The organism is Sphaerisporangium aureirubrum, assembly GCF_042658925.1.
Classification (GTDB): Bacteria; Actinomycetota; Actinomycetes; order Streptosporangiales; family Streptosporangiaceae; genus Sphaerisporangium; species Sphaerisporangium aureirubrum.
The window spans coordinates 1-20,662 of the sequence record NZ_JBHSRF010000014.1 but is presented as its reverse complement, the minus strand read 5'-3'; the positions used below and the strand labels follow the sequence as shown (position 1 = coordinate 20,662).

At 70.0% G+C, this 20,662-nt stretch carries 18 protein-coding genes, 1 tRNA gene and 1 other RNA gene; 9 read left to right on the top strand and 11 right to left on the bottom strand.

What is annotated here, in order from left to right; genetic code table 11:
* Positions 1–66: 66 nt before the first annotated feature.
* Positions 67–750, top strand: coding sequence for a 2-phospho-L-lactate guanylyltransferase (cofC, locus tag ACFP1K_RS12865; RefSeq protein WP_380751242.1), 684 nt, complete (start codon positions 67–69; stop codon positions 748–750).
* A gap of 126 nt (positions 751–876) precedes the next feature.
* Here the strand turns inward: cofC and ACFP1K_RS12860 are convergent, their stop codons facing one another.
* On the bottom strand, positions 877–2,586 hold the full coding sequence (locus tag ACFP1K_RS12860) for an MFS transporter (protein ID WP_380751239.1): 1,710 nt from the start codon (positions 2,584–2,586) through the stop codon (positions 877–879).
* A 261-nt stretch (positions 2,587–2,847) separates the two neighbouring features.
* Here ACFP1K_RS12860 and ACFP1K_RS12855 point away from each other — a divergent pair, with 261 nt between their 5' ends.
* Together ACFP1K_RS12855 and ACFP1K_RS12850 are read left to right on the top strand one after the other, a co-directional pair.
* On the top strand, positions 2,848–3,693 hold the full coding sequence (locus ACFP1K_RS12855) for a TetR/AcrR family transcriptional regulator (protein ID WP_380751236.1): 846 nt from the start codon (positions 2,848–2,850) through the stop codon (positions 3,691–3,693).
* 22 nt (positions 3,694–3,715) lie between these two features.
* Positions 3,716–4,684 (top strand): endonuclease/exonuclease/phosphatase family protein, encoded by a 969-nt coding sequence (locus ACFP1K_RS12850; RefSeq protein WP_380751233.1) that lies wholly within the window; start codon positions 3,716–3,718, stop codon positions 4,682–4,684.
* Positions 4,685–5,993: 1,309 nt separating this feature from the next.
* Here the strand turns inward: ACFP1K_RS12850 and ACFP1K_RS12845 are convergent.
* Together ACFP1K_RS12845 and ACFP1K_RS12840 are read right to left on the bottom strand one after the other, a co-directional pair.
* A complete protein-coding gene (locus ACFP1K_RS12845; protein ID WP_380751230.1) occupies positions 5,994–6,860 on the bottom strand; it encodes a GNAT family N-acetyltransferase in 867 nt (288 codons plus the stop codon).
* Positions 6,857–7,930 carry a dipeptidase gene (locus tag ACFP1K_RS12840; protein ID WP_380751227.1) on the bottom strand — a complete coding sequence of 358 codons (1,074 nt, stop codon included), beginning with the start codon at positions 7,928–7,930 and terminating at the stop codon, positions 6,857–6,859. The genes ACFP1K_RS12845 and ACFP1K_RS12840 overlap by 4 nt, the downstream gene beginning before the upstream one ends.
* 106 nt (positions 7,931–8,036) lie before the next feature.
* On the opposite strand from ACFP1K_RS12840, the gene ACFP1K_RS12835 reads away from it, so the two are divergent.
* From ACFP1K_RS12835 to rnpB, 4 genes are all read left to right on the top strand, one after another.
* On the top strand, positions 8,037–8,876 hold the full coding sequence (locus ACFP1K_RS12835; RefSeq protein WP_380751224.1) for a Nif3-like dinuclear metal center hexameric protein: 840 nt from the start codon (positions 8,037–8,039) through the stop codon (positions 8,874–8,876).
* Complete coding sequence (locus tag ACFP1K_RS12830) at positions 8,877–9,617, top strand: zinc ribbon domain-containing protein (protein ID WP_380751221.1); 741 nt, start codon at positions 8,877–8,879, stop codon at positions 9,615–9,617. It begins immediately after the preceding gene.
* Positions 9,575–10,981 (top strand): bifunctional RNase H/acid phosphatase, encoded by a 1,407-nt coding sequence (locus tag ACFP1K_RS12825; RefSeq protein WP_380751218.1) that lies wholly within the window; start codon positions 9,575–9,577, stop codon positions 10,979–10,981. Before ACFP1K_RS12830 ends, ACFP1K_RS12825 begins: the two co-directional genes overlap by 43 nt.
* 49 nt (positions 10,982–11,030) lie before the next feature.
* An RNA gene (rnpB, locus tag ACFP1K_RS12820) (RNase P RNA component class A) lies at positions 11,031–11,430 on the top strand.
* Between the two features lie 925 nt (positions 11,431–12,355).
* On the opposite strand, the gene ACFP1K_RS12815 is transcribed toward rnpB, so the two are convergent.
* The 5 genes from ACFP1K_RS12815 to ACFP1K_RS12795 form a co-directional block, all read right to left on the bottom strand.
* Positions 12,356–12,427: transfer RNA gene (locus tag ACFP1K_RS12815), tRNA-Ala, on the bottom strand.
* 921 nt (positions 12,428–13,348) lie between these two features.
* Positions 13,349–14,530, bottom strand: a complete 1,182-nt coding sequence (locus tag ACFP1K_RS12810) for a hypothetical protein (RefSeq protein WP_380751215.1) — start codon at positions 14,528–14,530, stop codon at positions 13,349–13,351.
* A 31-nt stretch (positions 14,531–14,561) separates the two neighbouring features.
* Positions 14,562–14,957 (bottom strand): RidA family protein, encoded by a 396-nt coding sequence (locus tag ACFP1K_RS12805; protein WP_380751212.1) that lies wholly within the window; start codon positions 14,955–14,957, stop codon positions 14,562–14,564.
* Positions 14,958–14,992: 35 nt separating this feature from the next.
* Entirely contained in the window at positions 14,993–15,373 is a 381-nt protein-coding gene (locus tag ACFP1K_RS12800) for a protoglobin domain-containing protein (RefSeq protein WP_380751209.1), read from the bottom strand.
* 373 nt (positions 15,374–15,746) lie between these two features.
* Positions 15,747–16,484 carry an SDR family NAD(P)-dependent oxidoreductase gene (locus ACFP1K_RS12795; RefSeq protein ID WP_380751206.1) on the bottom strand — a complete coding sequence of 246 codons (738 nt, stop codon included), beginning with the start codon at positions 16,482–16,484 and terminating at the stop codon, positions 15,747–15,749.
* 139 nt (positions 16,485–16,623) lie between these two features.
* Here ACFP1K_RS12795 and ACFP1K_RS12790 point away from each other — a divergent pair, with 139 nt between their 5' ends.
* The gene (locus tag ACFP1K_RS12790) at positions 16,624–17,271 is read left to right on the top strand and encodes a TetR/AcrR family transcriptional regulator (protein WP_380751203.1); all 648 of its coding nucleotides are present in this window, start codon (positions 16,624–16,626) and stop codon (positions 17,269–17,271) included.
* A gap of 133 nt (positions 17,272–17,404) precedes the next feature.
* Here ACFP1K_RS12790 and ACFP1K_RS12785 read toward each other — a convergent pair whose 3' ends face one another.
* Complete coding sequence (locus ACFP1K_RS12785) at positions 17,405–17,836, bottom strand: PPOX class F420-dependent oxidoreductase (protein WP_380751200.1); 432 nt, start codon at positions 17,834–17,836, stop codon at positions 17,405–17,407.
* 213 nt (positions 17,837–18,049) lie between these two features.
* Here ACFP1K_RS12785 and ACFP1K_RS12780 point away from each other — a divergent pair, with 213 nt between their 5' ends.
* Positions 18,050–19,051, top strand: coding sequence for a hypothetical protein (locus tag ACFP1K_RS12780; protein WP_380751197.1), 1,002 nt, complete (start codon positions 18,050–18,052; stop codon positions 19,049–19,051).
* Here ACFP1K_RS12780 and ACFP1K_RS12775 read toward each other — a convergent pair.
* A complete protein-coding gene (locus ACFP1K_RS12775; protein WP_380751194.1) occupies positions 19,041–19,448 on the bottom strand; it encodes an SgcJ/EcaC family oxidoreductase in 408 nt (135 codons plus the stop codon). The two genes, ACFP1K_RS12780 and ACFP1K_RS12775, sit on opposite strands and share 11 nt — an antisense overlap.
* An 87-nt stretch (positions 19,449–19,535) precedes the next feature.
* The coding region (gene groEL / locus ACFP1K_RS12770) for a chaperonin GroEL (RefSeq protein WP_380751191.1) at positions 19,536–20,662 on the bottom strand (1,127 nt) is incomplete at its 5' end.

Below are 20,662 nucleotides of genomic sequence, written 5' to 3'. Positions count from 1 at the left end.
CATGCCTCGTGCGCCACCAGTCTCCCGGTTGGCTCCGCGTGCTGTCGAGGCGCGATGCTAAAGGCTATGCGTGGTGAGCTACATGGTGACGCCGCCGTACGGCGTGGCTGGACCCTCGTGGTGCCGGTGAAGACGCTGATCGCCGCCAAGACCCGGCTCGCCGACGCCGCCGGGCCCCATCGTGCCGCGCTCGCCGTGGCCGTCGCCTGCGACACCGTCGCAGCGGCTCTGAGCTGCCCGGACGTGGCCAGGGTCGTGGTGGTGACGGCCGATCCCGTGCCCGCCGCGGCACTGTCGGCGCTCGGGGCGCACGTGGTGCCCGACCCGGACGCGGGCCTCAACGCGGCGCTGCGGGCCGGGGGCGCCGCGGCGGTGCGGCTGGCGCCCGGCGACCCGGTGGGGGCGCTCCAGGCGGATCTGCCCGCGCTGCGGCCCGCGGAGCTCTCCGTGGTGCTGACGGCGGCGGCCGACTTCGATCAGGCGTTCGTGCCGGACGCCGCCGAGGTGGGGACCACCTTCTACGGCGTGCGGGCCGGGGTGGCGTTCCGGCCCCGCTTCGGCGGCGAGTCGCGGGCCAGGCACCTCGGCGGCGGGGCCAAGGAACTGGCCCTCACGGGCGTGGCGTCGATGCGGCGGGACGTGGACACCCCGGCCGACCTGCTGGAGGCGCTAGCCCTCGGGGTCGGGCCGCACACGGCGGCGGTGGTAGAGACGATGCGGGGGCCCACCGGACGGTGGACCCCCGCGTGACAGGCCTGGCAGGCAGGTTCGACGCCGGTTTCTCGGACGACCGGCCTGGCCTCCTTCACGGCCTTCGCGTAGCGACCGGCCGGCGGACCCCTGTGACCGCCGGCCGGTGACGCCGTCCCGTGCCGCTCAGTGGCCGGCCGCGTCGCCCTCGCGGGCGTGCTTGGGCAGCAGGAAGGCCACCAGGAAGGTCAGCAGCAGCATGCCGTCCACCACCAGCAGGATGGTCTTCATCGCGCCGCCGAAGCCCTCCTTGCCGGCCTCCGTCCCCGCCGTCATGACGGCCTTCTGGATCGCGGCGCCGGACTCGGGCGAGGTCGCCGCCGCCCGCGCGGACTGCTCCAGCCGCACGCACGACGCCGGGACCTGCTCCGGGTCCTTGGCGACCGCGCGGTCGTGCCCGCAGGCCCGCAGGTCGGCCACGATCGCGTCCTGCCTGGCGCCCGTCACCTGCACCGCGGCCAGGTCGGCCCGCAGCTTCGGGGTGACGTCGTCCGCGGCGGCGGCCACGTTGCCGCCGAGCAGGCCGAAGAACACCGTGCCGAGCAGCGCGACGCCGAAGGCGCTGCCGAGCTGCTGGACGGCGGTCAGCGTGCCGGAGGCCGAACCGGTCTCGTGCTGCTCCACCCCGGCGAGCACGATGTCGAAGAACGGCGCCATCAGCATGCCCATGCCGATGCCCGTGACCAGCAGCGCGGGCGCGAGCTGCCAGGGGGTGACCCCGATGCCCGCGACGTTGAGGGTGATCAGGATGGCGAGCACGCCGAGCGCCATGAGGATCGTGCCGCCGTGCAGCAGCTTGCGGCCGTACTTCTGCAGCGGCTGGGCGAGGCCGAAGCCGACGACCATGCCGAGCGACCACGGCACCATGGACAGGCCCGCCGTCAGGGTGGAGTAGCCGAGGCCGATCTGGGTGTACAGGTTGAACACCAGCGAGAAGCCGATCATGCCGGAGAAGAACACCAGGCCGGTGACCAGGCCGCCGGTGAAGGCGCGCTTGCGGAACAGGCTGGGTACCACCAGCGGGTCCCCGCCCCTCCTGCTCTTGCGCGCCTCGTACCACCCGAAGATCGCGAACACCGCGATCGACCCCGCGATCATCAGGAACGACCACAGCGGCCAGTCGTGCTCGCGGCCCTGCACCAGGGGGAAGACGATCAGCAGGCCCGCCAGGGACGCCAGAAGCATGCCGGGGAAGTCGAGCTTGAGCGGGTGTGGCGATCGGGACTCGGGCAGGTAGCGCAGGCCCGCGATCACCGCGGCGGCACCGAGGGGGATGTTGATCAGGAAGATCATGCGCCAGCCGGTGCCGAAGAAGTCGGCGTCGATCAGCCATCCGGCCAGCACCGGGCCGCCCACCGAGGACAGGCCCATGACCGGGCCGAACATGCCGAACGCGGCCTGCATCTCCTTGGGCGGGAACATCTCCTTGATCATGCCGAGGCCCTGCGGGAGCATCACCGCGCCGAACAGGCCCTGCACGACCCGCGCGCCGACCAGCAGCTCCGGGCTCTGGGCCACGGCGCACAGCAGCGAGCCGACGGTGAAGCCGATCGCGCCGATCAGGAACATCCTCTTGCGGCCGTAGATGTCGCCCAGCCGGCCGCCGGTGATCAGTCCAACCGCCATCGACAAGGTGTAGGCCGCGCCGAGCCACTGGATGGTGGCCGCGCTGCCCCCGAGCTCGACGCGGATGGTGGGTCCCGCGATGTTGGTGACCAGGGCGTCCAGCATGTCCATCACCTCGGCGGCGAGGATGACGAACAGCGCGGCCCACCGCCATCGGTACGGCGCGGGCCCGGGTGGGGCGTTCGTGAGGGAAGTGTCGATCGTCGTCATGGGGGCTCCTCGGGCCGGCGTCCGCCAGGCGGGGCAGAACAGTGTTCAGTAATGTTAGCAGTGTTCTATACTCGAACAGTGTTCGCCGCGAAGTGCGGCGTTCTTAAGATATGTCGCGTCGACCTCAGAAGACAAGATATATCGTGAAACTGGTGAGAGAGTTCCCGATTCCGGCCCCGATCTCGGCCGGATCGGGGGCCCGGATCACCGCACTAGACTCCGGAGTAAGCCATCACCAGGGACCCCGAGGGGCGGTGAAGCATGACCCGTCCACCCCGCCACGAACGGGACACCTCCCCGTCCGGACACCAGGCGGACGGCTCCTCCGAACCCCGGCAGGACGCTTCGTCCGGCAGCCGGGACGACGCCGCCACCCCGGCCGGCCGGGTCGACATCCCGCCGCCCCCGCCGCCCTGGGACCGTGGCCGCAAGCGGCCCGCCCCCGCCCGTGTCCCGCTCACCCAGGAGCGCATCGTCGAGGCCGCGTACGTCGTCCTCGACCGCGAGGGCTACGACGGGCTCAGCATGCGGCAGGTCGCCGCGGAGCTCGGCGTCGCCGTCTCGGCGCTGTACGCCCACGTCTCAGGCAAGGACGACCTGCTCCAGCTCATGTACGAGCGGCTTTTCGAGGGCTACGAGCTCCCCGCCCCCGACCCCGAACGCTGGACGCAGCAGGTCACGGACTTCGCGCACGACTGGCGCGCCCTCCTGCTCCGCCACCGCGACATGGCCCGCATCTCCATGGCCCAGGTCCCCTTCACCCCGGCCATGCTCCCCACCGTCGAGAAGCTCTTCGCCATCTTCCGCGCCGCGGGCCTCCCCGACGAGATCGCGGGCACCGCAGGCGACATCCTCGCCACCTACATCGACGGCTTCTCCTACGAGGAGAGCATGTGGGAGGAACGCCAGCGCGACTCCGCCGCCGCCAACTGGGACGAGATGCGCACCACCCTCATGACCTACTTCGCGTCCCTCCCCCCCGACCACTTCCCCAGCCTGGTGGCCCTCTCCGACCACCTGTTCCACACCGACAACGACGCCCGCTTCTCCCTGGGCCTCGACATCCTCCTCCGCGGCCTGTCGACCTTCATCCCCAAGCCCCCTTGACCCCTCCTGCGACAATCCCCGCGTGATCGACGAACCGGCCGCCGTGCGGCGGCGCTGGGTGACCGTCCTGGCCTGGCTGTCCTTCGTGCCGTTCGCCACGTGGACCGTCCTCCGCCTCACCGGGTGGGACCTCGGCCTGTACTGGATCCAGCTCGTGGCCTTCACCCCGCTGGTCGCCGCCGCCTCGCCCGTCGTGCCACTGGCCGCCCTGCTCCTGCGCCGCCGGCAGGTCGTGGCCGCGAGCGCGCTGGTGACGGCGGTGCTGGGCGCGTGCGTGCTGCCCCGGGCACTGGCCGAAGGCAATCCCCCGGCCGCCGGGCGGGAGCTCCGGGTCATGTCCACCAACATGGCCGTGGGCGCGGCCTCGTCACAGGAGATCGTCAGCCTGGCACGGCGGCTGAAGCCGGACGTCCTGACGATTCAGGAGCTCACACACGATGCGGTGGAGAGCTTGAAGAAGGCCGGTCTGGAGGATCTCCTCCCCCACCGCACCGGGAGCCCCGCGAACGGCCCATGGGGTTCGGGCATCTACGCCCGCTTCCCGCTCCACGCCGGCTCCGTCATCGAGTACGGCAACTTCCGCCAGGCCGATGCCGTCCTGAAGATCCCCGGCGGCCCCGATGTGTACGTGGCGTCAGTACACCCGTGCGCCCCCCGCTTCGCCTACAAGGTGCCCTGCTGGGCCCAGGGCCTGCGCGCCCTTCCCCCCGCCACCCCCCGGGCCGGGATACGCATCCTGGCCGGCGACTTCAACGCCACCCTGGACCACGGCGCCCTGAGACGCCTGCTCGCCACCGGCTACCGGGACGCCGCCGACGTCACCGGCCAGGGCCTGACCCCCACCTGGCCCGCCAAAGGCTGGAAGCCGATCCCCGGCGTGACCCTCGACCACATCCTGACCGACCCCCGCATAGCCATCCACACCTACAGCACCCACCCAATCCCCCTAACCGACCACCACACCATCTCCGCCCACCTGACACTCCCCTGACCCCCACACAAAGTGCCCAACCACAGACAACCTGACCCACCGGCGCCCCCCTCGTGTCCCAGACGCGTCGGTCGAAACCGACGCAAGTACGCAGGGAAGTGACACGGCGAAGTCGGCGCCGTCGTACGGCGGACAACCCGTGGTGTGTGCGGCGCCGCTGGAATGGTCCTTGCCAGAGGGCGCGCTCCGCGCGGAAAGGGCGCAAGGGCTGTTCTCCTGCGGGGGACTCCCCCGCACCCCCGGGCCCTGCCGGGCTCACCGCGCTCCACCGCGACACGTCCCGGTCCACCCCCAACGTCCCGGTCCACATCGACCATCTGGGTCCACCCCCAACGTCCCGGTCTACACCGACCATCTGGGTCCACCCCCAACGTCCCGGTCCACACCGACCATCTGGATCCACACTCACCTTCCCGGTCCACGCCGCCCGACCCGGCTCTACTCCCCGCTGTGCGGCCCCGGCCCTCCCCGCTGTGCGGCCCCGGCCCTCCCCGCCCCATGAGGGTTTTGCGCATCGGCGCCGCGACGGCGGGACGTCGTACGGCGAAGTCGGCGCCGCCTTACGGCGGACAACCCGGCGTGCGTGCGGCGCCGGTGAAATGGTCCTCGCGGGAGGCCGCGCTCCGCGCGAAGGGCGCAAGGGCTGTGCTCATGCGGGGGACACCCCCGCACCCCCGGGTCCTGCCGGGCTCATGATGCTCCACAGCGACACGTTCCGGGCCGGTGTCCCGCCGTACGAAGGCGCCGTAATCGCCGTCCACCCTCCCGCCGACCCGGCGCCGGAAGAAGACGAACCCGACGAGGCGACGCGGCTCTGGCGGCGCCGCCTTATGGCGGACAACCGTGGGTGTGCATGGCGTCGGTGATGGTCCTTGCCGGGGGCGCGCTTCGCGCGCAAGCCGCAAGGCCTGCGCTCATGCAGGGGACACTCCGCACCCGCGCACCCGCGCCACCGGGCACCCGCGCCACCGGGCACCCGCGCCACCGGGCACCCCGCACCTGCGCACCCGCGCACCCCGGGCCTGCCGGGCTCAACGGGCCCCACCGCGACACGTTGGTAACGTCCCGCCAGGTGGTGTGATTTCCGTGATCATGAACGCGCCGCCCTAGGCGCCAGGTGGCGGGCCATCGACACCCTTCACGAAGATCCCCAGGAGTTACACCACTTCAGGGGACGTCACCGACACGCTCCGTCCATGCCTCGTCCTTGCTCCCACCACCCGTGCTGTGCTCGTCCTGAACGGCGCCGGGCCGGCGGGGTCGGATTGCGGCGCCGACGTACGGTGGCCTGCGTGGGCCTATCGGGAGGTCACCGGCACTCCACCAGGTACTCGCCCGCCGAGGTGAGCCCCGTCACCCGGCCGCCACGTCGCATCAGGCCGCCGAGTGACTCACGTACCGCGTACCGCCACGCCCTGGCAGCCTCGGGGTCGGTGCGTCGCAGGGTCTCGATGTCCTGCGGCGTCGCCACCAGCGCGGTCCCGCCGCGCACCGCCGTCGCCACCGGCCGTCCGTGCTCGGAGCGCACCGCGGCCACCGAACTCTTGGGGGCGACGGCCGCGGCCAGGGTGTGCGGCGCGGTGAGGCGCCACACCACGAGCAGGCGGTCGGACTCGTCCCCGGCGTTGATGGCGTCCGCCATGGAGCCGTAGAACGACGGCAGGTACTCCTCGGGCCGCGCGCCGAGCTTGGTGAGGTTGAAGTGAGCGTTGCGGCGGACCAGGGGATCGAAGGTCCAGCTGATGTGCCCGAGCCCCCGGGTGAGGGCCCACGCCCGCTGGTGCAGCTTCAACGCGAAACCCACCCCGCGCCCGGCCACCGCCCCGGTCACATGGGAGTGCAGCCCCCCATGAGGGGGCCCGGCGAGGAACCCGACGGACGCGCCCACCATCTCGTCCCCGTCGAACGCGGCGGCCACGTAGTTCCCGCTGTGCGACAACGCCCGCATCAACTCCACGCTGATCGGCGCGTTGGCCGGATCCGACCGCCAGATGCGGTCGAACAGCCGGAACACCCGCTCGAACTCCCCGAGCTCGTCCAGCAGGCGCACCGACACCCCGCTCCGCCGCGCCGCCGACTCCGCCTCCCGAACCGCCGACTCCGCGTCCGGCACCGATTCCGCCTCCCGTACGGCCGGCTCCTCCCGGATGGCGTCCCCCTCAGTCGTGGCGGTCACCGTGACCCGGCGGGCACCGCGACCACGCGCTCGGCGGCGGGCCGCCCCAGCTCGGCACGGAACAGGCGCATGACGTTCCCCCCGAGGATCGCCCGGATGCGCTCCTCCGGAATCCCGCGCCGCACCAGCTCCCCGGTCACCATCGGCAGCCCCCGCGGCCCGTCCAGCCCGGGAACGGCCGCCAGAACGTCGCTGGCACCGGGCGCGGGATCCTCACAGCACGGCGGAGTCAGATCGATCATGACCTCCCGCACGAAGTCAGGCCCGAGCCCGGCATGCTCGTCCCCGGCGACGTCCGCGATGTGCAGGATGTGGTCGGCGAGCCGCTCCACCGTGTACCCCTCGGGGCTCTCCGCGATGAACGGCGCGAAGAAGTTCGCGCAGATCACCCCACCCCCGGCCGCCACGGCACGCAACTGCTCGTCCGTCAGATTACGGTGATGCTCACGCAGCGCCCTGGCGGACGAATGCGTGGCGATGACCGGCCGCGTGGCGAGCTCCAGCACATGCGCCACCCCGGACGCCCCGAGATGCGACACGTCGAAGATCATCCCCAGCCGTTCCATCTCCCGCAGCGCCGCCACCCCCGCCTCGGTGAGCCGGCTCCCGGTGGCGTCCTCCCCGCTGCCGTCCCCGAGGGGCGTGCGCCGCCAGTGCGCGATGGACGCCACCCGCACCCCGAGCCGGAACATCGTCGGGATCAGCTCCACGCTCGCGTCCAGCCCCGGCATGCTCTCCATCGCGATGACCAGCGCGATCTTCCCCTGCGCCAGCGCCTCGTCGATCTGCCCCCCGTCCAGGCAGATGCTCACCTCGTCCGGGTTGCCCTCCGCCAGCACGTGCGCGCACTCGATCATGCGCAGCGTCTGCCGCAGCGCCCCCTCGGGACGGTACTGATCGTCGATGAACACCGGCAGGACCTGCACATCGACGCCGCCTTCCCGCAGCTGGGGCAGCCATCGCTCCCGGAAGAAGGACGCCCACCGCCCCGGCGGCCGGGCGGAGACCGCCATGAGAAGGTCATTGTGCGTATCGGCGACGACGGCATCCCGATGCAGGTCAACGGACACGTTGTGCTCCTTTCCCGGCTCAGCCTACGGCGCCCGCCTCATGCTGCCACCCCCACCTTCCACCGGGCGGACACCGACCGGCCGATCACCCCGGTAGTCTGCGCAGGTGTCCCCGTCAGCCCTGTCCGCCGTCGTCGCGGAGATCGAGTCGTTGTACGACCCCACCTGGGCCGAGTCCTGGGACGCCGTCGGCCTGGTCTGCGGCGATCCCACCCGCCCGGTGCGCAAGATCCTCTTCGCCGTCGACCCGGTGACCGCCGTCGGCGACGAGGCGGCCGGCTGGGGCGCCGACCTGATCGTCACCCACCACCCCCTGTACCTCCGCGGCACCACCACCGTCGCCGCGACCACCCCCAAGGGTGCCCTGATCCACCGCCTGATCAAGAACGACATCGCCCTGTACACCGCCCACACCAACGCCGACGTCGCCGACCCCGGCGTCTCCGATGCCCTGGCCCGCGCCGTCGGTCTCACCGGCGACCTGCGCCCCCTGCGGCCCTCGCCGGACGACCCCCGCCGCGGCCTCGGCCGCGTAGGCGACCTCGCCGCCCCGATGACGCTGCGCGCGTTCGCCGACCAGGCCGCCCGCGGGCTGCCCCGCACCGCGTGGGGCCTGCGCGTCTCCGGCGACCCCGGCCGCTCCGTCCGCACGGTGGCGGTCAGCGGCGGCGCGGGGGACTCGCTGCTCGGCGAGGCCCGGGGCGCCGACGTCTTCCTCACCGCCGACCTCAGGCACCACCCGGCCAGCGAGTTCGCCGAGGCGGGCGCCTTCTCCGGCGGGCCGGCGCTGATCGACGCCGCCCACTGGGCGACCGAATGGCCCTGGCTGGCTGATGCCGCACGGCTTGTTTCGTCCGGCTTGGCGGCCAAGGGGATTAATGTTGAGACGCGAGTCTCCGCGACGGTCACGGATGCCTGGACTACAACAGCACAGTGCGAGGAATAAGTGAAAGCAGCCCCGGAAGCCCAGAAGCGCCTGCTCCAGCTGGCCGAGCTCGACTCCGTCCTCGACAGGCTGGCCCACCGCCGACGCACGCTGCCCGAGCTCGCCGAGATCGCCGAGCGGTCCACCCGGCTGGCGCGCCTGGCCACGGACGTGATCACCGCGGAGACGGAGGCCGGTGACCTCGCCAGAGAGCAGGCCAAGGCCGAGTCCGACGTCGAGGCGGTACGCGTCCGCGCCGACCGCGACCAGAAGCGGCTGGACTCCGGCCAGGTCTCCTCGGCCAAAGATCTGTCCAACCTCCAGTCCGAGATCGCCTCGCTGCACCGCCGCCAGAACGACCTCGAGGACGTGGTGCTGGAGATCATGGAGCGCCGCGAGGCCGCCGACGCCGAGGCCACCCGGCTGGCCGCCGAGCGCGCCGAGCTCACCGCCGGCCTCGCCACCATCGAGGAGAAGCGGGACGTCGCGCTGTCCGCCATCGACGAGGAGGACGGCCAGGCCAAGGGACGCCGCGGCGGCATCACCCCCGACATCCCCGCCGACCTGCTCGCCCTCTACGAGAAGCTGCGCGACCAGTACGGCATCGGCGCCGCCATGTTGCAGCACGGCCGCTGCCAGGGCTGCAAGGTCTCCCTGTCCATCGCCGACCTCAACCGCATCCGCGCCGCCGCCCCCGACGAGGTGATTCGCTGCGAGGAATGCCGCCGCATCCTCGTCCGCACCCCCGAGTCGGGCCTGTGAAGCTCGTCGTCGAAGCGGACGGCGGCTCGCGGGGCAACCCCGGCCCCGCCGGCTACGGCGCGGTGGTCAAGGCCCCCGACGGCGAGATCCTCGTCGAGACCGCCGACGCCCTCGGTGTCGCCACCAACAACGTCGCCGAGTACCAAGGCCTGATCGCGGGCCTGCGTTCCGCGCTCGCCCTGGCCGGCGACGGCGCCACCGTCGAGGTCCGCATGGACTCCAAGCTGGTCATCGAGCAGATGGCCGGCCGCTGGAAGATCAAGAACGAAGGCCTCCGCCCCCTGGCCCTGGAAGCCGGCACCCTGGCCCGCCGCCTCCGCGTCACCTGGAAGTGGATCCCCCGCGAACGCAACCGCGACGCCGACCGCCTGGCCAACGAGGCGATGGACGCCGCCGCCAAGGGCGCCACCTGGCAGTCGAAGTCCCTCCCCGCCACCACCCCCCGCCCCACGACGTCCACCACAGCACCCACCAACTCGCGCAAAACGACGTCCCCCCGCGAACCCTCATCAGGCACGGCACCCACCGCGCCGTCCGGCGGAGGAACCTCCTCCACCCGCCAGCGCCCCAAGTCCTCGACCGCCGAGCCTCTGTTCGACCTCACCCCCGATGGCGCACCCCCGTCCAAGGCTCCCGTCGAACCGGCCACCTCCGCCCCTTCGTCCAGTCCTCCCGCCACGGGGGCCAAACTCGGTACGGGTACGGGCACCGGCCCTGGGCGCGGAAGCGGCTGGCGGGCGTCGTCCACCACCGCGACGTCCCTCCTGCTCCTCCGCCACGGCGAGACCCCGTTCTCCGTCGAACGCCGCTTCTCCGGCATCGGCGACCCCGAACTCACCGCCACCGGCCTGCGCCAGGCCGAGGCCGCCGCCACCCGCCTCTCCCGCGCCCCCTACGCCGTCGACGTGATCGTCAGCTCCCCCCTGAGCCGCGCCCGCGCCACCGCCGAGGCCGTGGCGACCCGCACCGGCGTCGAGGTCCTCATCGAGGACGGCCTCCGCGAGCTCGACTTCGGCGACTGGGAGGGCCAGACCTTCACCGAGATCCAGCGCCACTGGCCCACCGAACTGAAGGACTGGCTCGCCGACCCCTCCGCCGCCCCACCCGGTGGCGAGAGCTTCTCCCAGGCCGCCGACCGCGTGAGCACCGTCAAGGAGAAGCTCCTCCTCGACCACAAGGGCAAAACCGTCCTGGTCGTCTCCCACGTCACCCCCATCAAGCTCCTCCTTCGCTTCGCCCTCCTGGCCCCCCCGGAGGTCCTCTACCGCATCCACCTGGACGTGGCCTCCCTCTCCGCCGTCGACTACTTCCCCGACGGCCCCGAGCTCGTCACCTCGATCAACGACACCGCTCACCTCCGCTGACCTGGGACACCCCGCCCTCTTTGATCCGTTAGGCTGGAACCACGGCGGGCGAGCCGGCCGGGCGGCCGCGTCGGGGCCCATGGCCCCGCCGAGGAAGGTCCGGGCTCCGCAGGGCATGGTGGTCGGTAACGCCGACCCGGGGTGACCCGCGGGACAGTGCCACAGAAAACAAACCGCCCTCCCTGCCTAACCGCAGGAGGGGTAAGGGTGAAACGGTGGTGTAAGAGACCACCAGCGCCCACGGCGACGTGGGCGGCTAGGTAAACCCCACCAGGAGCAAGGTCAAGAAGGGGCTCCCGCAAGGGATCCCCGCGCGCGGCGCCCGAGGGTGACCCGCCCGAGCCGCGCGGGTAGACCGCTCGAGGACGTCGGCAACGACGCCCCTAGATGGATGGCCGCCCCTTCGCAAAAGCGAAGGACAAAACCCGGCCTACAGGCCGACTCGCCCGCCCTCGGCCCTCTGACCAGCATCTTTCCCGGCGCTAGCAAGATCAGGGCACTTTCAGGGCACACGCAACGCCCGCTTGAACGCTGCATCCATCGCCGTCCGAGCCCGCCGCGACGCTTCCGGAACGAGATGCCCGTACAGATCCACAGTGGTAGTGATCGACTCGTGCCCAAGCCACCGAGACACCTCGGAGACGGGCACGCCGGCCCGGCATGGCTACGCCTGCCCGACGAGGAGATGAACCACCCAAGATGACGGCTGACGCCAGGGTCGTTGACAGATCCGATGTGGTGGACATGCTGTCTACTTGGCAGGACGCCAGCCAGTCTTGCCGCTCGCTCCATGTATAGATTGATCTCTGATGTCGCCGCTTTTATCGTAGGTAATCTCACCCGTATAAGCGTTTCGCCATACCTCGCGGTAGACGCCGCGATCTCGATCCAGAAGCGTGGTTGAGATCTCCAGTTGACCTCTATCGTGGCGCCAGGTTACCCGCTCGCGAACCTCTACCAGTGGACGATTCAATGGGTAGATGCGCGCTCTGACCAGAGACTCTGCGGGAGGAGTAGGAAGTTGCTGAACTCGACCGCCAATGATCCTAGCGCGGACGGCATGCGGCATAACCTTGACGTCCTGCCTGAGGTTCCCTTGCCCCGGGTTGCATTTGCTGCACAGAAGTAGACCGCTATCACGAGGTGCGCCGCACAGGCCACAAGGACGATCCCGGAACATGGATAGATCATAGCTTCAATGTGTCCAACACCCGCGGTTCAAGCCTGTAGTGCACATCGAGGGCACCCGATGATTTGCCCCGGGCAGCCTGCCCGGCATGGCTGCGCCTGCCCGACGAGGAGATGGACCAGCCCATGGACGACTGACGCCATGTGGGAGGGCCGGGAGTGGAGGCTTCACGCTCCCGGCCCTCCAAGCCTGAGCAGGAGTCGAACCCGCATCTCCCCCTTGCGAAAGGGGCGCTCTATCCGTTGAGCTATCAGGAGCTTTGCTGGCCAGTGCCAGTGAACCGGAACAATGATTGCAGTCTACCGCAATGATCATGGTCGTTCGCGCCAAGCCAGGGCACATCGAGGGCACATGGCACCCGGAGACGACATCAAACGTAGGCATACGATCACCGCGAACTCGCAGGTCGGAGTGAAGCGTGCGAGCAGTAAAGCAGGTCACAGACCTGCCGAATTACCCGGCCTACAGGCCGACTCGCCCGTCCCTAGCCTTCTGGCCAGCACCTTAGGGGCCATGGGCGGCCTCTGTTCCGCTGCCGTTCCGGGCGCCGAGTTTGATCATGGCGTCAATGGCGCCCCGACCAAGATCGGCATCGTCCGGAAATAGATGCCCGTATGTGTCCATGTCGATGCCTTGGTCTTCAGCGGGGACAGAACTCCCTTACCAACCACCGCCAGGCATCCGGCGCAGCGGCCCCGGCCTGAGCCGGTAGGCCGATCCATCGGTGCGGTCAGGTCGATCCACCGTACCGGCCGGCGGTCCAGACGATGTGCTTGAACTGCGCCGGGGTCAACGGCTGCCCGGGTGCGATGCCAGCGGGTTGTTCCCCTTCTTGGAAGTACACGATGGCGCACCTGTAGCAGTACCAGTCCATGCGCTGCCGTCTCGGTGGAGCGCGCGGCGGCGTAGGCGGCAGGCACGCTCAGGACACTGTCGCTGTACCCGCACCGGGAACACGGCGTGAGCCGACCCTCGTGAACTTTGGCACCCATCAGATCCCACCCACCGGTCGTCGGGTCCGTACGTCGTGGCGGCTCGGACGCACCGGGCATGCGACGGCTGCGCCAATCCCATAGTCGTTCCTTACGGTGAGCTGTCCACTCGCACGCCAAGTGGGTGAGACAGAACCATGAAGCCGCCGGGGATGCCGGTCGACATGCGTCACCTGGAGGGTGGCCTCAGTGGTGGAGCCGCCATAGGGCCGAGGACTGGGTTCCGTGGGGGTTCCTGATGATGCCCAGGGCGTAGACGGTGGTGTCGACGGTGGTGAGGTCGGTGATCTCGTATGGTAGGTCGTTGTCGACTGGGAGGGATTCTCTGGTCCAGTGGCCTTTGGTCAGGTGCCATAGCTCGCCTTGGCCGTCGAAGGTGTGTTTTGTGTGGAGGGTCGTCCATAGGCCGCCGGAGCCGTCGGGTTCGGCGTCGGAGAATCCCTGGTTGTGTTCTGCGGACGGGCCCCATGTGCAGGTCCATCCGGTGGTGGTGTGGTGGAGGGCGACGGGTCTGGGGTGGCTTACCGGCTCGTCGCCGTCGGGGGGGTACTCGTGCCAGCGGTAGTCGGCCAGTAACCAGAACTCGGTGTCGGTTGTCGGTACGACGCCGCCTGGGAGTAGCCGGCCCTTGTCCGAGGGGACCGGGGTGGCGTCGGGGGGGAGCGGCATGGTGGGGAGGTCGACTCGTTGCCATGTTGTGCCGGTCCACCTGGCCAGTTCCGCGACCGGTTCGTGCTCGCCTCGGGAGGTGAAGCCGCCGAGCAGCCAGGGGGCCTGGTCGGTTCCGCTCATCTTGCCGCTGCTGTCGATGGGAAGCGGGGCGAGTTGCCAGGTCGTGCCGTTCCAGTGGGCCGACGTGGTGTGGTTGGCCGCCCAGCGGCCGCGGGCGGTGAGTACGGAGCCGTTCGCCTCGTCGAGTGTGAGCGGGGGAGGCTGCCGGCGCCATGCCGTGCCGTTCCAGAACTGCGTGGTCTGGCCGAAGACCCAGATGTGCTGGGCGTCGGCGACGGTGTACGGCCATAGGGCGCTGTCGCCTGGCATGGCCGGGAGCTTGGTCCATCTCTGGCCGTCCCACCGCATGAGGATGTTCTGCGAGCCCTCGGCGGGGGGGACGTGCATGGCCCACAGGGAGTCGTCGGCGGCCGTGCCGGTGTACAGGCCTCCGCCGGGTGCGCTCCACACCAGTTCCCAGCCGGAGGCCGCCTCCCGCGGGGCGAACTGGTTCACCCGCCGGGGCGGGCTGGGGCAGGAGTCCGTCGTTTCCAGGGGGTCGGCCACGGCGGTGGCCGGCGGGGCGGTGGAACGTGCAGGTGATGCGGTGGTGCCGCAGCCCGCGACAAGCAGAGCCAGGATCAGGACTCGCTTCATACGGGACGAGTCTGGCAGACGTCTGAGGTGATCAGACGGTGGCGATGCAGTCGATTTCGATGTCGAAGGTTCCCGGCCAGGCCGGGACGCACACGAATATCCGGGCGGGCGGCTCGGCGGGGAAGTAGCGGGCGTAGACCGTGTTGACCGCGGCGAATTTCTCGACCGATGTGCAGTACACGTTGCATTTGAGAACGCCTGCCAGAGAAGACCCCGCCGTCTCCAGGCAGAGCTTCATCTGTTCCAGCACCAGCTCGGTTTGCCGTTCGATCGAGGCTCCATGGACGACCTTGCCGGTGTCGGGGTCGAACGGCGGGAATCCCGAGACGTACAGGGTGTCGCCACTGCGTGTGACGGCCGAGGTGGGTGCTTTCCACCGTTCGAGGTAGGTCGACAGCGGCTCGACACGGATGATCTCTCTCGTCATCGCTGGTTCTCCGCTCGGTCTGCCTGGTGGGGCGGTCACCAGGCGGCGGCGTCCACGTAAGGCCGGGTCCAGACCATGACGTGCAACATGACGGCTTTGGTGAAGGCGGCGTGCATGCGGTCGACCTGCTCGGACGAGGCGCCCTTGGCGGCCAGGTACTCACGCGAGGTGGTGATGACCACGGCGGTGAAGGCGAGTAGGTAGCGCATGGGGATGTGGTCGACGGAGTCGGCGTGGTCGGTGGCGTTCTTCTTGGCGCGGGTGTGGCGCAGCCCGATCTCGTGCTGGTAGTTCAGCCAGTTCTGATCCAGCGGCCGGGTACAGGCGTCGATGATGAACCGGTCGAACCGCGGTTTGGTGGCGGCTCCGTATTCGGGGTTGGGCGTGCCGTCGGGATGGCCGGAGAACGGTCGCATGAACGGCAACTAGCCGAGCCGCGTGCGCCACGCGCCGACCATGTCGTCGGCCTGGTCGGCGAGAATCCCGGCGGCTTCCCGCAAGGCCCGCTCGTCGTCCGCGGTCAGCCCGACCGCCTCCTTCAACCGTCGCAGATCCTCAAGGGTCAGCGGTGAGGTGTGGCGGCCTCGGCGGTGCCGTAGGTGTAGCCGGGGATCTGCTCGGGATGGTCGGTCACCGATTCCGGTGTCGAGGTGTGAGTGCGCATCGCAAAGCCTCCCTTGATACCCAGAAAGCGTGACGAAGGGTAACAAATCACCCATATCTGCACATTACCGGAGGGACGCTTCGGCGACGGTCGAAGGGATGCGCGCGGGGTGGACCGGAGCCTGCCTACCGGGTCTGGTCGGTCGGACGGATGAGGATCTCGTTGACGGCCACGTGTTCCGGCTGGGTGAGTGCGTACACGATGGCGTTGGCGATGTCCTCGGGGTGGAGGATGCGCATGGAGGTGGCCATCTGCTGGGCGGCGGCCCGCATCGTGGGGTCCGTGATGTGGCTCGCCAGTTCGGTGGCGACGAAGCCGGGCTCTATGACCACGACGCGGACGCCCTGGGTGGTGACCTCCTGGCGCAGGGACTCGGCGAAGGCGGTTATGCCGAACTTCGTGGCGGCGTAGACGCCGCTGTTGGCCGAGGCGATGCGGCCCGAGGTGGAGGAGATCTGCAGGACGGTGCCTTTGCTTGCCAGCAGGTGTGGCAGCGCGGCGTGGACCGTGTACATCGAGCCGAGCAGGTTGGTCTCGACCATGCGGGTCCATTCGGTGGTGTCCGCGCCCGCGATCGGGCCGCTGAGCATCACCCCGGCGTTGTTCACCAGGACGTCCAGGGCGCCGAAGCGGTCGACGGTCGCCGCGACCGCGGCCCGTACGGACTCCGGGTCGGTCACGTCCAGTTCGAGGGTCAGGACCTCGCCGGGCGCCTTGCGTGCCAGAGACTCCAATCGGTCGGCGCGCCGGGCGCCGACCGCGACCAGGGCTCCTTCGGCGGAGAGGGCCAGCGCGGTGGCCTCGCCGATGCCTGACGATGCTCCGGTGACGAGGACGACTTTTCCATCCAGTGTGGTGCTCATGTGCTTCCTTCCGTGAGGGCTTCCGGCCCGCTTGACCAGCGGAAACGGCCTAAGCGGACCAGGTGGTCACGTTAGCGTAGCACCTATCCGGACCGGGTGGTCACCTTAGTCGGTAGACTGACGAACGGAAGGGAGGCGCATGACCGGAACCAAGTCCGCCGTCCCGTCGCGCAGTGACGCGGTGCGTAACCGGCGGCTGCTGCTGGACGCCGCGGCCAAGACGTTCGCCGAGCGCGGGGTCGACGTGTCCATCGGGGAGATCGCGCAACGTGCGGGGGTGGGGAAGGGCACGGTGTTCCGCCATTTCTCCTCCAAGGAGGAGCTGCTGGCGGCGATCATGCTCAGCATGCTCGACGAGCTGGTGGACACCGCCACCGCCCTGCTCGCCGCCGAGGATCCCGCTCAGGGGTTGCGGGACTTCATGACCGCGGGTGTGGGGATCTTCGTCAGGGATCGTGCGTTCTGCGAGGTCATCGGCCGCCCGTCCCTGCAGAACCCCGAGGTCCGTGACGCCATCGACCGCCTGTGCGACGTCGCCGAGGCCCTGACCGCACGCGCCCGCCACCATAACTCCGTCCGCCCCGACCTCACCGGCACCGACGTCGTCCTGCTCCTGGGCGGCATTCAACACACGGCGGCCCCCCTGCTGACCGCCAACCCGCAGGCCTGGCACCGCTACCTCGTCCTGACCCTCGACGCCCTCACCACCCACACGGGCGAGCCTCTCCCGCACCCGCCTCCACGCCACCTTCCGCTGACCCCGCCGGATCCCGGAAACGCGCGCTGAGCAGGCGGTATCAGGGGTTCCCGCACCCCGCCAAGATCTAGGCGCACGTGACGTCGCCGTGGCGGTGCCGAAGTGGGCCGAAGGTCGTGGGACGGGCGGGGTGCGGCGAGCGTGCGGGGGCTTCGGGGCGCGGTCAGCGGATCTTGGCGCCGTAGACGTGGTCGACGGTCATCGTCATGAGCACTCTGCGCTCGGAGATCATCGCGGAGCGGTATTCGTCCCAGTCGGGGTGTTCGCCGGCGGCGCTGCGGTAGTAGTTCACCAGGGCTTCGACCTCGGGGCCGTGAGGGTCGGTTCCCGGGCCGGTGAGGGTGGCTGTGCCTTCGGCGGTGGCCCAGGCGCCGCCGTCGGGACTGGTCACCTCCAGGGTGGCTCGGGGGTCTCGGCGGAGGTTGGCGGTTTTGGCTCGTCCTTCGGCCATTGAGACGTGGATGACGCCGGCTTCCCGGTCGTAGAAGGGGAGGACGGGGGAGAGCTGGGGGCGGCCGTCGGACTTGATCGTCGCCAGGACGCACAGGCGGGCTTCCGCGATCAGCGCGTGTGGGTCGAAGGGTGTGGTGGTCATGGTCTGAGCCTAGGCGTGATGGGGGCGGGTATTCCTGGCGATGCGCGTGGGTGTGGTCGTGTCTCCGCGGCTCGGGACACGCGTCGCCCGCGGGCCCGGGCTTCTCGCGGGGCGGGGGTTCTCGCGCCGCCGGTTCGGTGATTCCGAGCGCTCGGGAGCGAGTTCTTTTCTCTTCGGTATGAACTCGGGGTCTTTCGCGGGCGTCTTACTGGCATGCCGCAGATCTCCGTTCGCAAGGGCCTGTTGGCCGTGGTTCCGGGGCAGGTTCTGGTCGCCGGGGTTGTCGTCGCTCTGCTGGATCGGGCCGCGGTAGGCGCGCTTCCGGAGGGGATGCCGGACGGGGAGATCGGTCCGGTGTGGACGCGTCCGGCCACGTTGTTCTTCGGGGTCGTGGCGGTTCTGTTCGCGGCGGTGGTGGGGGCGTTGTGGCGTGGGTCGGCGCGGGGGGTGGCGGTGGGGCTGGCCGGGATGGGGGTGCTCACACCGGTTTACCTGGGGGGGCTGGTTGTGGTGGCGCTGATGGAGACGCATGTCTACGACGGGTTCTCGGTGGACGAGCGCTACTTTCCCCACTGGTATCCGCCGGGCCGCGCGGCGGTGCTGGGAGCGGCGGGGATGGCGTACCTGGTGAGTGTGGTCACGGTGGTCAGGGGGTTGGGTGGGAGAGGGCACGGTGGTCGGCCGTCCCGGCTGGTGGCGGTGATCTTGGGGCATCTGCCGCTGGTGGGGGTGAACATCACGATCCTCGATCTCGTGGCGGCCGGGCAGGCGGGGCCGATCGCGCGTGAGGAGGTGCGGGCCGCCCCCGCGGGGGAGTACGCGGGGGTGGGGGACTACTACTTGGGCCGGCTCGGGGAGCCCATCGCGATGTACGCCCTCCTGTTCGGGCTCGCCGGGGTGATCGCCCTGGTACTGGCCGGGATCGTCTGGCGGGCCGGGGTTTCCACGCCGCTGCTGGTCGTGCACGGGGTGATGGGGATCCCCCTGCTGGTTCTGCTGCTGATGACGTCGGCACTCACGCCGTTCGCGCTCAGCGGGGCCGGAGGGGAGCCCTTTCCTGAGGTACTCGCCTCAGGGCCCGGCTGGTATCTGCCCGCGGTTCTCACCCACACCACGCTCGGAGCCGCCGTCTACGTCGCGAGTGTGGTGCTGATGATCAGGGCGATGGGGAGAGCCACCGCCACGGAGAGGACGCGGGAATCGGTCACGTCCTGATCGGGGTGGTCTGCGCGGACAGGATGAGCCAAGTGTCCTGTTCCCTGACCACCACATAGGTCAGCCATCCCGAGGACGAAGGCAGGGCCGTCCCGGGAGCGTCCCGCACCGCCGCCTCCCGCCCGTCGGTCACATGCTTGACGCCGGCCACGATCGCGACACCGGGACGGGCGAACCGGATGTCCGCGACCTCGACCGTCGTGGTCACGTCCGCCAGCGGCGTCTTCAGGGCGGCCTCCATCGCCTGACGGAGGGCGTCCTTTCCCCGCACACGGCGCCCCCCGAAGTTGACGATGCTCACCTCGTCCGCGTGCAGAGCGAGGAACCGTTCGACGTCGCCCTGGGACTCCTGCGCGTCGGCGACCAGTTGACGTATGGCCGCGATCTCGTCATCCATACGGCCCAACGTAGAACCTCAACTTCGCTTGAGGTCAACCTCCTGAGGGAGCCGGGGAGCGGGAGGCGGCTTTCGGTCCGGGGTGGTTCAGAAGTCCATGTCGCCGCCGGGCATGGCGGGGGCCGGGTTCTTCTCCGGCTTCTCGGCGATGACGGCCTCAGTGGTGAGGAACAGGGCGGCGATGGAGGCGGCGTTCTGCAGAGCTGAGCGGGTGACCTTGGCGGGGTCGATTATGCCTGCTTCGAGCATGTTGACGTACTCGCCGGTGGCGGCGTTGAGGCCTAGGCCTGGCTCCAGGTTGCGGACGTGTTCTACTACTACGCCGCCTTCCAGGCCGGCGTTGATCGCTATCTGCTTCAGGGGTTCCTCCAGGGCGCGTTTGACGATGTTCGCGCCGGTGGCCTCGTCGCCGGGCAGTTCCAGGGTGGGGAAGACCCTGGTGCCGGCCTGGATCAGGGCTACGCCGCCGCCGGGGACGATGCCCTCCTCGACGGCTGCCTTGGCGTTGCGGACGGCGTCTTCGATGCGGTGTTTGCGTTCCTTGAGTTCGACTTCGGTGGCGGCGCCGGCCTTGATGACGGCGACGCCGCCGGCCAGTTTGGCGAGGCGCTCCTGGAGCTTCTCGCGGTCGTAGTCGGAGTCGGTGTTCTCGATCTCGTTGCGGATCTGGTTGACGCGGCCGGCGATCTGCTCGGGGTCGCCGGCGCCGTCGACGATGGTGGTCTCGTCCTTGGTGACGATGACCTGGCGGGCGCGGCCGAGCAGGGCGAGGGTGGTGTTCTCCAGTTTGAGGCCCAGTTCCTCGGAGACGACGTGGCCGCCGGTGAGGGTGGCGATGTCCTGGAGCATGGCCTTGCGGCGGTCGCCGAAGCCGGGGGCCTTGACGGCGACGGACCTGAAGATGCCGCGGGCCTTGTTGAGGATGAGGGTGGCGAGCGCCTCGGTCTCGACGTCCTCGGCGACGATCACCAGCGGCTTGCCCGTCTGCATGACCGCCTCCAGGACCGGGAGCAGGTCCTTGGCCGCCGACACCTTGGCGGCGGTCAGCAGGATGTAGGGCTCCTCCAGGACCGCTTCGAGGCGCTCGGGGTCGGTCATGAAGTGCGGGGCGATGTATCCCTTGTCGAAGCGCATGCCCTCGGTGAGCTCGAGCTCCAGGCCGAAGGCGTTGCTCTCCTCGACGGTGATGACGCCTTCCTTGCCCACCTTGTCCA